The 12,068-nt window shown below is 69.8% G+C and carries 10 protein-coding genes and 1 pseudogene; 3 read left to right on the top strand and 8 right to left on the bottom strand.

Annotated features, from left to right (window positions below):
- A partial coding sequence (locus tag ACFYOY_RS42710) for an acyl-CoA dehydrogenase family protein (RefSeq protein WP_351902485.1) occupies positions 1–176 on the bottom strand: 176 nt, incomplete at its 3' end.
- A 164-nt stretch (positions 177–340) separates the two neighbouring features.
- Between ACFYOY_RS42710 and ACFYOY_RS42705 the strand changes: the two genes are divergently transcribed.
- The gene (locus ACFYOY_RS42705) at positions 341–1,681 is read left to right on the top strand and encodes a UDP-glucose/GDP-mannose dehydrogenase family protein (RefSeq protein WP_351902306.1); all 1,341 of its coding nucleotides are present in this window, start codon (positions 341–343) and stop codon (positions 1,679–1,681) included.
- Positions 1,682–1,850: 169 nt separating this feature from the next.
- On the opposite strand, the pseudogene ACFYOY_RS42700 reads toward ACFYOY_RS42705, so the two are convergent.
- The 4 genes and pseudogenes from ACFYOY_RS42700 to ACFYOY_RS42685 form a co-directional block, all read right to left on the bottom strand.
- A pseudogene (locus tag ACFYOY_RS42700) lies at positions 1,851–2,782 on the bottom strand (alkaline phosphatase family protein); the annotation flags it as partial.
- Positions 2,783–2,979: 197 nt separating this feature from the next.
- Complete coding sequence (locus ACFYOY_RS42695) at positions 2,980–4,179, bottom strand: dipeptidase (RefSeq protein WP_351902309.1); 1,200 nt, start codon at positions 4,177–4,179, stop codon at positions 2,980–2,982.
- A gap of 185 nt (positions 4,180–4,364) precedes the next feature.
- Positions 4,365–4,889, bottom strand: coding sequence for a 5-(carboxyamino)imidazole ribonucleotide mutase (purE, locus tag ACFYOY_RS42690; protein ID WP_351902312.1), 525 nt, complete (start codon positions 4,887–4,889; stop codon positions 4,365–4,367).
- The gene (locus ACFYOY_RS42685; RefSeq protein WP_388593166.1) at positions 4,886–6,034 is read right to left on the bottom strand and encodes a 5-(carboxyamino)imidazole ribonucleotide synthase; all 1,149 of its coding nucleotides are present in this window, start codon (positions 6,032–6,034) and stop codon (positions 4,886–4,888) included. Before ACFYOY_RS42685 ends, purE begins: the two co-directional genes overlap by 4 nt.
- Positions 6,035–6,197: 163 nt before the next feature.
- On the opposite strand from ACFYOY_RS42685, the gene ACFYOY_RS42680 reads away from it, so the two are divergent.
- On the top strand, positions 6,198–6,725 hold the full coding sequence (locus ACFYOY_RS42680) for a GtrA family protein (RefSeq protein WP_119989178.1): 528 nt from the start codon (positions 6,198–6,200) through the stop codon (positions 6,723–6,725).
- Between the two features lie 25 nt (positions 6,726–6,750).
- Here ACFYOY_RS42680 and ACFYOY_RS42675 read toward each other — a convergent pair whose 3' ends face one another.
- Both ACFYOY_RS42675 and ACFYOY_RS42670 read right to left on the bottom strand, forming a co-directional pair.
- A complete protein-coding gene (locus tag ACFYOY_RS42675; RefSeq protein WP_351902318.1) occupies positions 6,751–8,001 on the bottom strand; it encodes an ATP-binding protein in 1,251 nt (416 codons plus the stop codon).
- Positions 8,002–8,032: 31 nt separating this feature from the next.
- A complete protein-coding gene (locus tag ACFYOY_RS42670) occupies positions 8,033–8,713 on the bottom strand; it encodes a response regulator transcription factor (protein ID WP_014061218.1) in 681 nt (226 codons plus the stop codon).
- Between the two features lie 325 nt (positions 8,714–9,038).
- On the opposite strand from ACFYOY_RS42670, the gene ACFYOY_RS42665 reads away from it, so the two are divergent.
- Complete coding sequence (locus ACFYOY_RS42665; RefSeq protein WP_351902322.1) at positions 9,039–10,565, top strand: oligopeptide:H+ symporter; 1,527 nt, start codon at positions 9,039–9,041, stop codon at positions 10,563–10,565.
- Between the two features lie 95 nt (positions 10,566–10,660).
- Here the strand turns inward: ACFYOY_RS42665 and ACFYOY_RS42660 are convergent, their stop codons facing one another.
- Positions 10,661–12,067 (bottom strand): hypothetical protein, encoded by a 1,407-nt coding sequence (locus ACFYOY_RS42660; RefSeq protein ID WP_351902325.1) that lies wholly within the window; start codon positions 12,065–12,067, stop codon positions 10,661–10,663.
- Position 12,068: the final 1 nt, after the last annotated feature.

Below are 12,068 nucleotides of genomic sequence, written 5' to 3'. Positions count from 1 at the left end.
TGCAGATCGTTCGCGACCAGGGCGTCGAGCGCCTCCTGGGGGAACCGGGCCCCCTCGTCGACCTCTGCGGCGAAGGGGGCTATCTTCGCCTCGGCGAGAGAGCGGACGGCGTCCCGGAGCATGTCATGCTCCTCGGACGGCCGGTACAGGTCGAAGTCGTTCACCGAGGACGCCAAGCCTCTCACTCCTCAAGAGTGCTAACTACCGTTAAGTAACTGAATTCTAGGGGCGACGCCCCGGCAGGTATACGTGAGTTACCCGACAGAGTCGGCTGAGCCCGTCCCACGGTCCCGACTATGCTCAGGCACCGCATCTGCGATCGACCGTTCTGGAGCACTGCATGGCCCTCAAGATCACTGTGATCGGCACCGGCTACCTCGGCGCCACCCACGCAGCGGCCATGGCGGAACTGGGCTTCGAGGTGCTCGGCCTCGACATCGTGCCCGAGAAGATCGCGATGCTCACCGAGGGCCGGGTGCCCATGTACGAGCCCGGCCTCGAGGACCTGCTGCGGCGCCACGTCGCGGGGATCGAGGGCGCCACCGGGCGGCTGCGCTTCACCACCTCCTACGAGGAGGCCGGGGAGTTCGGCGACATCCACTTCATCTGCGTGAACACCCCGCAGAAGCACGGCGAGTACGCCTGTGACATGAGTTACGTGAACGCCGCGGTGGACTCGCTCGCCCCGCATCTGCGCCGCCCCGCGCTGGTCGTGGGCAAGTCCACGGTGCCGGTCGGCAGCGCCGACCTGCTCGCGGCCCGGCTGGCCGAGCTGGCCCCGGTGGGGGCGGACGCGGAGCTCGCCTGGAACCCGGAGTTCCTGCGCGAGGGGTTCGCCGTCCAGGACACCCTGCACCCGGACCGGATCGTGGTCGGCGTCGCCGGCGACCGGGCCGAGAAGCTGCTCCGCGAGGTGTACGAGACGCCCATCGCCGAGGGCTCGCCCTTCGTGGTGACCGACTTCCCGACCGCCGAGCTGGTGAAGGTCGCGGCCAACTCCTTCCTGGCGACGAAGATCTCCTTCATCAACGCCATGGCCGAGGTCTGCGAGGCGGCGGGCGGCGATGTGGTCAAGCTGGCCGAGGCCATCGGCTACGACGAGCGCATCGGCAAGAAGTTCCTGCGGGCCGGGATCGGCTTCGGCGGCGGCTGTCTGCCCAAGGACATCCGGGCCTTCATGGCGCGCGCCGGTGAGCTCGGCGCCGACCAGGCGCTGACCTTCCTCCGCGAGGTCGACTCGATCAATATGCGGCGCCGCGGCCACATGGTCGAGCTGGCCCGCGAGGCCGTCGGCGGCAGCTTCCTGGGCAAGCGGGTGGCTGTGCTGGGCGCGACCTTCAAGCCGGACTCCGACGACGTCCGGGACTCTCCCGCACTCAATGTGGCCGGTCAGATACAGCTCCAGGGCGCTCAGGTGACCGTCTTCGACCCCAAGGGCATGGAGAACGCCCGGGCCCTCTTCCCGACCCTCGCCTACGCGGCGACCGCGACCGAGGCGGCGCAGGGCGCCCATGCGGTGCTGCATCTCACCGAGTGGCGCGAGTTCCGCGAGCTGGACCCGGCGGCCCTCGGCAGCGTCGTCGCCGAGCGCCGCATCCTGGATGGGCGCAACGCCCTGGACCCCGACCACTGGCGCGAGGCCGGCTGGACCTACCGCGCGTTGGGGCGCCCGCTGGCGTAGCCGTTCGCCCTGGGCCGCCTCCTGGCGTAGCCGTTCGCCCTGGGCCGCCTCCTGGCGTAGACGTCGCACTGGGCCGCCCCTTGGCGTAACCGCCGCCCCCGCCGGACGGGCTCCGGCGGCGGCGGCTTCGGTCGGGTCGGGCCGGTTTCAGCGGCGGGGGCGGTGGCTGGCTGATGTTCGGCTCCTCGACCCCGGTCAGCCGCTCCAGGAACTGCGGCACCGAGATGTGGTCGAACGCCTGGCCCGCGGCACAGCCGCCCACCGTCCACGGCGAGACGATCAGGCAGGGCACCCGGAAGCCGCCGCCGATGGGCAGGCCGCCCACGAACTCCTCCACGGTCCCCTGCTTGGGGGTGGGCGGCGGGACGTGGTCGAACAGTAGTCGTCCTCCTCCTGGTACACCTTCCAGCTCACGCCGGCCTGCTGGAGGCGTTCGGCGTACGTCGTCCAGCGGTAGGGCTGCGGGGCGGTGTTGTCCAGGATCGGACCGCCCCTGCCGCCGGTCGGGTCGATGGTGCCCGTCATCCAGTACAGCCGGTTGGGCCAGGTGGGGCCGAAGACCGGGCAGAAGTAGTTGTCGCAGATCGTGAACGCCTCGGCGAGCGCGAACTGGAACGGGATGTCCTCACGGGTGTGGTAGCCCATGGCATACCGGCCGTTCTTGCCGTCGGCCTTACGGTGCGCGGGCAGCCACTTGTCCATGGCGCCGTCGTTCCACGCCTCGTGCTGCACCGACCCGGCGTGGCTGGTGGAGGGGATCGCCTGGGCGCTGGTGGAGTGGGTGTCCAGGTGGAACGGGAGCAGATAGCCGTCCGGGTTCTCCTCGTCCGGCTGGTACAAGACGGACTTGCCGGTGGAGAGGGTCAGGGCGTCCGGGTCGGCGAAACCGCGCACTCCCTTGAGGGTGCCGAAGTAGTTGTCGAACGAGCGGTTCTCCTGCATCAGCAGGACGACGTGCTCGATGTCGTGGAGGGAACCGCCCTTGGCCGGGCCGGCGGCTATCGCCTGCTGCACACTCGGCGGCACCAGCGACGTCGCCGCGCCCACACCGAGCGAGCCGGCGGCGGCACCGAGAAGTCTACGACGGGTGAAGTCGGACATAACGCCTCTTCCCGTTGAGCGCGTGAGAGATCGTCAGACCGCTTCGACTCTCTCGCCCGCAAGGCAACGAGGAAGAGGAGAATTGCGTGAACGATGCATCAAGGCATCACAAAGGCACCAAGGGCCACTAAAGGGCCTGTTGGTGTGTCAGGTGGGTTGGTGCGTTGTCCGGCTCGGTGCGCCGGGCCGGTGGGGTGTCAGGCGGTGGCTGCGCCGTCCAGTTGGTCGATGGTCGCGAGGGACGGGCCGCGGCTGCTCTGCGCGGCGCGCGCCACGTCCTCGGCACCGCGCAGCGTACGGACCGCGTTCTGCCAGGTCAGCTTGGCGAGGTCGGCCGGTGACCAGCGGCGGTCGAGGAGCTCGGCGATCAGGTTCGGATAGCCCGCGACATCGGTGAGGCCCTCGGGGGTGAAGGCGGTGCCGTCGAAGTCGCCGCCGATGCCGATGTGGTCGATGCCCGCCACTTCGCGCATGTGGTCGAGATGGTCGGCGACGGTCGACACGGTCGCCAGGGGGCGCGGGTTGGCCTCCTCGAAGGCGCGCTGGACCTTCATCCCGGCGGGCGTCATCTCCAGCGGATGCAGTCCGTGGGCGCGCATGTTCTCGTCCGCCGCCCGGGTCCAGGCGACCGCCTCGGGCAGGACGAACTTGGGGACGAAGGTGGCCATCGCCAGGCCCCCGTTGGCGGGCAGCAGCGCCAGCACATCGTCGGGGATGTTGCGCGGATGGTCGCAGACGGCGCGTGCGGAGGAGTGCGAGAAGACCACGGGCGCCTCGGTCACCCGGAGCGCGTCCCGCATGGTGTCGGCCGAGACATGCGAGAGGTCGACGAGCATGCCCAGGCGGTTCATCTCGCGCACCACCTCCTCGCCGAAGCGGGTGAGGCCGTGCGCCTTCGGCTCGTCGGTCGCCGAGTCGGCCCAGGGGACGTTGTCGTTGTGGGTGAGCGTCATGTACCGCACGCCCAGGTCGTACAGGGTGCGCAGAGTGGCCAGGGAGCAGTTGATGCTGTGGCCGCCCTCGGCGCCCATGAGGGAGGCGATCCGGCCCTCGGTCCGCGCGGCCTCCATGTCGTCGGCGGTGAGGGCTGGGCGCAGGTCGGTCGCGTAGCGGTCGGTGAAACGGCGGACGACGTCGATCTGCTCGAGGGTGGCACTGACCGCGGTGTCGCCGCTGAAGTCCGAGCGCACGTACACCGACCAGAATTGGGCGCCTACGCCGCCTGCGCGGAGGCGGGGGATGTCGGTGTGGGTGTGCGGGGTGAGATCGGCGGCCATGTCGCGCTGGTCGAGGTCGTAGCGGACCTGCTCGCGCAGGGCCCAGGGGAAGTCGTTGTGGCCGTCTACGACGGGGTGGGCGGCCAGCAGGTCGTGGGCTTGCGCGAGGTGATCGGTCATCCTGGCATTTTCGTATGCGGCCGGGTCGAAGTCACGTGTTGGGGGCGCCTGCGGCGGCTTGCCCCACCCCGCCCCTTCCCGGAACTGGGGGCTCCGCCCCCAGCCCCCGCTTTCTGGGCTCCGCCCCGGACTCCGCTCCTCAAACGCCGGAGGGGCTGGAGTTACCCGGTGGGGCTGGAATGGGCTCAGTGGCCGAAGCCGAACGCGCCCGCCCCGTCCACCTTCGCGCGCAGGCGCTTGCCCTTTTCCGTGGCCTGGGCGTTGAGCTCGTCCTGGAACTCGCACATCCGCGCCTGGAGTCCGGGGTCATGTGCGGCCAGGATCCGGGCGGCGAGCAGGCCCGCGTTGCGGGCGCCGCCGATGGAGACGGTGGCCACCGGGACGCCCGCGGGCATCTGGACGATCGACAGCAGGGAATCCATGCCGTCGAGGTACTTCAGCGGTACGGGCACCCCGATGACCGGCAGCGGGGTGACGGACGCGAGCATGCCCGGGAGATGGGCGGCGCCGCCCGCGCCCGCGATGACGGCCTTGAGGCCGCGGGACGCCGCGTTCTCCCCGTAGGCGACCATCTCGCGCGGCATGCGGTGGGCCGAGACGACATCCACCTCATACGGGATCTCGAACTCGTCGAGGGCCTTGGCCGCTTCTTCCATGACGGGCCAGTCGGAGTCGGAGCCCATGACGATGCCGATCACAGGAGCGCTCATTCGGTGATGGTCCCTCGGAGGTAGTCGGCGGCGTGCCGGCCGCGCTCGCGCACATCGGCCAGGTCGTCGCCATAGGTGTTGACGTGGCCGACCTTGCGCCCGGGCTTCACGTCCTTGCCATACATATGGATCTTGAGCGCCGGGTCGCGCGCCATGCAGTGCAGATACGCCCCGTACATATCGGGGTAGTCGCCGCCGAGCACATTGGTCATCACGGTCCACGGCGCGCGCGGCCGCGGATCGCCGAGCGGCAGGTCCAGCACGGCCCGCACATGGTTGGCGAACTGGGAGGTGACGGCGCCGTCCTGGGTCCAGTGACCGGAGTTGTGCGGGCGCATCGCCAGCTCGTTGACCAGCAGCCGGCCGTCGAGGGTCTCGAACAGCTCGACCGCGAGATGGCCGACCACCCCGAGCTCCGCCGCGATCTTCAGCGCCATCTCCTGCGCCGTGCCGGAAAGCTCCTCGGAGAGACCGGGGGCCGGGGCGATCACGGTGTCGCAGACCCCGTCCACCTGGATCGACTCCACGACGGGGTAGGCCACGGCCTGGCCGTGCGGGGACCGTACGACATTGGCGGCGAGCTCACGGGCGAAGTCGACCATCTCCTCGGCGAGGACGGGCACCCCCGCACGGAACGGCTCGGCCGCCTCCTCCACACCGCGGACGACCCAGACGCCCTTGCCGTCGTAACCGCCGCGCACCGTCTTGAGGACGACCGGAAATCCGTCGCCCTCCCCCGCTTCCTCCGCGAACCGCGCGACGTCCTCGGGGTCGGTCACGATGCGGTGGCGGGGGCACGGCACACCGGCCTCACTCAGCCGCTTGCGCATCACCCCCTTGTCCTGGGCGTGCAGCAGCGCCTCGACTCCGGGGCGGATGACCACGCCATCCGCTTCCAGAGCGCGCAGATGCTCCGCCGGGACATGCTCGTGGTCGAAAGTGACCACATCACAGCCTTGTGCGAAAGCACGAAGAACGTCCAGGTCGCGGTAGTCGCCGATGACGACATCGCTGACCACCTGGGCCGCCGAGTCCTGGGGGGTGTCACTGAGGAGCTTGAACCTGATGCCGAGGGGGATGCCCGCCTCATGGGTCATACGGGCGAGCTGGCCGCCGCCGACCATGCCGACTACCGGGAATGTCACCCTCCCAGGGTAACTTCCTCCGCCGACCGGCCCTGACCTGCGTTGGAGGAACCTCCAGAGATACGCACCGGACACTTGACCGCGGGCTGAAGGGCACGGGGCACGGCCGCTGGTTAGCATGGGGGGATGGACGACACCGACAGGACGGGGCTGAACGATCACCATGAGTGAACGGAGCACACTCGGCGGGCTGCGCGCCCAGATGGGGCAACTGGCTCGCGAGATCGCGAAGTTCGGGGTGGTCGGCGGCGCCGGCGTCTTCGTCAATCTCGCGGTGTTCAACCTGGTCCGCAGCGTCACCGAACTGCCGGTGGTGCGGGCCAGCATCGTGGCCACGGTGGTCGCCACCGGCTTCAACTACGTGGGATACCGCTACTTCACCTACCGGGACCGCGACAAGCAGGGCCGCACCAAGGAACTCAGCCTCTTTCTGCTGTTCAGCGCCATCGGCCTGATCATCGAGAACGGTGTGCTCTACGCCGCCACCTATGGCTTCGGGTGGGACAGCTCACTGCAGAGCAATGTGTTCAAGTTCCTCGGCATCGGCCTGGGCACCCTCTTCCGCTTCTGGTCCTACCGGACCTGGGTGTTCCGGACACTGCCCGCACGGGACGCCGTCGTGTGCGCGGAAGCCTTCCTGTCCGACGCGCCGCCCGCCCAGGCCACCCGTAAGCAGCCGGTCCGCAAGTAGCGCCCGAGGGGCCCTCGGGCGCCGCTCAAGAGCCCGAGGCGTCCTCGGCCTCCCGGCTGAGGAAGAGCGCGAACACCGGCGGATGCTGCTGCAGCAGCTCCAGCCGGCCGCCGTCCGCCTCGGCCAGGTCCCGCGCGACGGCCAGCCCGAGCCCCGTGGAGTTCCGCCCGCTGACCGTCCGCTCGAAGACCCGCGCGCCCAGGTCGGGCGAGACCCCCGGACCCTCGTCGGAGACCTCCACCACGGCCTGGTTGCCGGTCACCCGGGTACGCAGCGCGACCGTGCCGTCACCGTGCATCAGCGAGTTCTCGATCAGCGTCGCCAGCACCTGGGCGACCGCGCCCGGGGTGCCCACCGCGCGCAGCCCCTTCTTGCCCGAGCGCACGATGGCGCGGCCCTCGCTGCGCGAGGCCGGGCGCCACTCCTCGATCTGCTGCTTGACGACCTCGTCCAGGTCGAAGGCGACCGCCGAGCCGCTGCGCGGATCGCGCGAATTGGTCAGCAGCCGCTGGACGACGTCGGTGAGCCGCTCCACCTGGCCCAGCGCGATCATCGCCTCCTCCTTGACCGTCTCCGGGTCGTCGGTGAGCGTGATCTCCTCCAGCCGCATCGACAGCGCGGTCAGCGGCGTGCGGAGTTGATGCGAGGCGTCGGCGGCCAGCCGCCGCTCGGCGGTGAGCATCCGGGCGATGCGCTCGGCGCTCCCGTCCAGCACGTCGGCGACCCGGTCCAGCTCCGGCACCCCGTAGCGCCGGTGGCGCGGCCGGGGGTCCCCGGAGCCCAGCCGCTCGGCGGTCTCCGCGAGGTCGGTGAGCGGGGCGGAGAGCCGGTGCGCCTGGCGTACGGCGAGGGCGACTGCGGCGAGCACGGCGAGCAGCGCGACCGCGAGGATGATCAGCATGGTGCGGCCGACCTCGCGGCTCACCGTCGTCCGGGACGCCTCGACCCGTACGACCTCGCCCTGCTCACCCGGCTCCTCGGCGGAGATGACGCTGCCCTCGGGGCGCTTGCCGATCTCCACATTGCGGTGGTCGGGCATCCTGATCACGGCATAGCGGCCGGGCTCGATCTGCTCGCGCAGCACTCTGGGGGTGACCCCCTCGCCCCCGAGCAGCCTGCTGTCGACGATGCTGACCAGGCGCACCGCGTCGGAGCTCACACTCTCCTGGGCGCTGTTCTCGATGGTCCGCGTCTCGACGATGACCAGCGACAGGCCGAAGACCGCGATGACGACGAGCACCACGGCGAGCGTGGAGTTGATCAAGCGACGGCGCATTGCCCTACCGTGTCAGCCCTGGTCACCTTTTTCAGCTTTTCTCGAATCGGAAGCCGACACCACGAACGGTGGCGATATAGCGGGGATTGGCCGCATCGTCACCGAGCTTCTTGCGCAGCCAGGAGATGTGCATGTCGAGGGTCTTGGTGGAGGACCACCACGTGGTGTCCCACACCTCACGCATCAGCTGATCGCGGGTGACGACCCGCCCGGCGTCCCGCACCAGGACGCGCAGCAGGTCGAACTCCTTGGCGGTCAGCTGCAGCTCCTCGTCGCCCATCCAGGCGCGGTGCGACTCGACGTCGATCCGCACCCCGTGGGTGGCCGGCTGCTGTTGCTGCGTCTCGACGGCACCGCGCCGCAGCAGCGCCCGGACCCGGGCGAGCAGTTCGGCGAGCCGGAACGGCTTGGTGACGTAGTCGTCGGCGCCGGCGTCCAGGCCGACCACCGTGTCCACCTCGTCCGCGCGGGCCGTGAGCACCAGCACCGGAAAGCCATGGCCCTCCGTACGGAGCCGACGGCAGACCTCGAGCCCGTCCATCCCGGGCAGGCCGAGGTCGAGGACGAGCAGGTCGACGCCTCCTTGCAGACCGGCGTCGAGCGCGGTGGGTCCGTCCTCGCGCACCTCGACCTCGTACCCCTCGCGGCGCAGGGCGCGGGCGAGCGGCTCCGAGATGGATGCGTCATCCTCGGCGAGCAGTACTCGGGTCATGGGGGTGATGGTAGTCCGCTGAGGTCGGGGCACGGGGCGCGTACGGCGCGACGGACGGTGCACGGAAGGTTGCACGCCTCCGCCGTGAGCTATCTCTCACCGTCTCCAGGAGTGTCAAGTACGTGTCGTATGGTGAAACAACGTCTGTAGCACTCCTCCGGGACCTTTGGTGACGACGACGCACCCAAAGGTCTCTGTCATGTCCGGAGCGGGGAAGGGGTCGGCACGACCGGCCCGGGCCACGTCCGGCGCTCAGTCGCTCAGCCATCCCCCCATGGGCGCTGGCCCTGTCGGCAGCGCTCTCTGAGCACGCAAGGAAACCACCATGGCGTCCAGCCTGACGAAGGGCGCCACCGCGCAGGGGACCCCTGCCGGCGGCAAAACCTTCTTCGGCCACCCCCGCGGCCTGGCCACTCTCTTCATGATCGAGATGTGGGAGCGGTTCAGCTTCTACGGCATGCGGGCCCTCCTCGTGGTCTATCTGATCTCCGGCGGCCCCGACGCCAAGGCCGGCGGGCAGGGCGGCGGGCTCGGGCTGACCGAGGGCAACGCGGTGGCCATCTACTCGGTCTACCTGGCCATGGTCTATCTGCTGGCCATGCCGGGCGGCTGGTTCGGCGACCGGGTGTGGGGTCCGCGCAAGACGGTGGTCATCGCGTCCGGGATCGTCATGGCCGGACATCTGGCGCTCTCCGTCCCCGGCCAGGCCACCTTCTTCGTCGGTCTCGCCCTGGTGGCGCTCGGCTCCGGTCTGATCAAGGCCAACATCTCGACGATGGTGGGCCAGCTCTACGACGGTCCGCAGGACCCGCGCCGGGACGGCGGCTTCACCCTCTTCTACATCGGCATCAACCTCGGTGCCTTCGCCGCCCCGTTGGTCATCGGCACCGTCGGCCAGTCGTACAACTGGCACCTGGGCTTCGCGCTCGCCGCGCTGGGCATGGCCTTGGGCCTGGTCCAGTTCCTGATCGGCACCCGCCATCTGAGCCCGGAGAGCAACGTCGTCCCCACCCCACTGGCGACCGAGGAGCGCCGCTCCTGGCTGCGCAAGGCGATGATCTGGCTGATCGTCGCCGCGGTCTTCTACACCGGCGTGGTGCTCAGCGGGAGCTGGACCCTCAACTGGGTGCTGATCCCGATCACCATCCTGGGCCTGATCATCCCGACCGGCGTGCTCATCCGGATCAAGCGCGACCGGGAGCTCTCGGCGGTCGAGCAGACCAAGGTGAGCGGCTACATCTGGTTCTTCGTGGCCGCCGCGGTGTTCTGGATGATCTACGACCAGGGCGGTTCGACGCTGTCCGCCTTCGCCGACTCCAAGACCGCGGACACGATCTTCGGGCTGCACTTCCCGTCCTCGTGGTTCCAGTCGGTCAACCCGCTGATGATCATGGCGCTGGCCCCGGTCTTCGCCTGGCTGTGGCTGTGGCTGGCGCGGCGTGACCGCGAGCCGAACACCACGCTGAAGTTCGCGATGGCCCTGGTCCTGATCGGCGCCTCGTTCTTCGTCTTCGTCGTGCCGATGGGGATGGCCCAGGACGGGACCAAGGTCAGCCCGCTGTGGCTGGTGTCGATCTACATGGTCCAGACGATGGGTGAGCTGTGCCTGTCGCCGGTCGGCCTGTCGGTGACCACCAAGATGGCGCCGGCGAAGTACGCCAGCCAGATGATGGGCGTGTGGTTCCTGGCCGTGACCGCGGGCGACTGCATCACGGGACTGCTGTCCATCGCCGGGGTCGACCTGAGCGGGGTCGGGGTGATCACGCTGGAGGCGGCCATGGCGGCACTCGCGGGCTTCGCGGTCTTCATGTACCGGAAGAAGGTCGTGGCCCTGATGGCCGACGTCCACTGACGTCCGCGGCGGTAGGCGCTACTCCGTAGCGATACGAGGGGCCCGGCGCGGAGAGACCGCGCCGGGCCCTTCGCCGTTCGGTGTGGCTATTTGGCTCAGCGGGTGGTGCCGCGCAGCTTGCGCCACGGGGTGAGGGTGAAGATGGCACCGCCGAGCAGAACGGTGGTGCCGGCGATCAGGGCGAGCGCCTTCAGCCCGCCGTGGTCGTTCGCACCGGTGTCGGCGAGCCCGCCGCTGGTGGCCGAACCGCCGCTGCCCGAGGTGCCGCTGCCGCCGGAGGTGCCACCCCCGGAGCCGCTGCCCCCGGTCGTGCCACCGCCGGTCGTGTCACCTCCGGTGGTGCCGCCGGGCTGGCCGGTGGTGTCCAGTTCGAGCGAGACGCCGGGGTCCTTGGACGGGGTGCAGGTGGTGGTCGTGCCGAGCGCCTTGACCGTCAGCACCCCGGGGGTGAGCGTCGACTTGCCGCTCGCGCCCGGCTTGTAGGTGCCGGTGAGGTCGGGAATCTCGATCGGATCACCGGACTTGATGGGCTCCTTGTTGGTCGGCCCCGCCACGGCGACGGTGCCCTTGTCGGCACCGCCCACCTTGACGGCCATCGAGGGCTTGACCGAATCGGCGGGAATATCGGCCGGGCTGTCCATCACGGACTTGCCGAACTTCACGGTCAGCGCGAAGCTCCCGCCGCGCTTGGTGGCGTTGATCTGGACCGGGGAGGTCGCGTTCTTGTCGCCGATGGGGGTCTTGCAGGCGTAGGCGACCTCAACCTCCTTGCCGGTGTACGAATCGTCTCCGCCGCCCCCGCCACCGGTGGTACCGCTGGTGGTACCGCTGGTCGTCCCGCTCGTGGTGCCACTCGTCGTCCCGCTGGTGGTGCCACTCGTCGTCCCGCTCGTGGTGCCACTGGTGGTACCGCTGGTCGTCCCGCTCGTGGTGCCGCTGGTCGTGCCGCCCGGACCGCTGCCGCCGTCCGTCACCTTGATGGTCGCCGCGGTCTTGACCGCCTCCTTCGCCGAGCATTTGGTGTCCGTGGGCAGCGGCTTGCTGACGTTGATGTTGTAGCCGCCGGGCGTCAGCGTCACCTCCCCCGCCTTTGTGAGCTTCAGCTTCCCCTTCATGTCGGAGAGCTTCATCTCACCGCCCTTGGGGATCGCCGGGTTCTCCCGCGGCCCCTCCAGGGACAGGTCACCGGTCTGTGCGCCGCCCACCGTGATGGTGCCGGTCGGCAGGATGGTGTTGGCCTCCAGGTCGAGGATCGGCGGGTTCTTGGAGGCGGCCTGCACCGTCTTCCACACCACCTCGACCTCCTCCCCGACCTTGGCCGTCGCCGGTGCCGTGACGGCCACGGTCGTGGTGCCCTCCACCGGCGGCAGACCGGAGATCGGAGGCGGTAGACACTCGGTCTGGTACGAGACCTCGGCGCCCTCTGCGCTGCCCGCGCCGAGCAGCACGCCCGCACCGCCGAGCAGCAGCGCGACGGCGGCCGCACTCACTCTTCGTCGCATC

The organism is Streptomyces sp. NPDC007875 (assembly GCF_042868035.1).
Classification (GTDB): Bacteria; Actinomycetota; Actinomycetes; order Streptomycetales; family Streptomycetaceae; genus Streptomyces; species Streptomyces antimycoticus.
The sequence above is the reverse complement of the archived record's forward strand: the minus strand, read 5'-3'. Positions and strand labels throughout refer to the sequence as shown.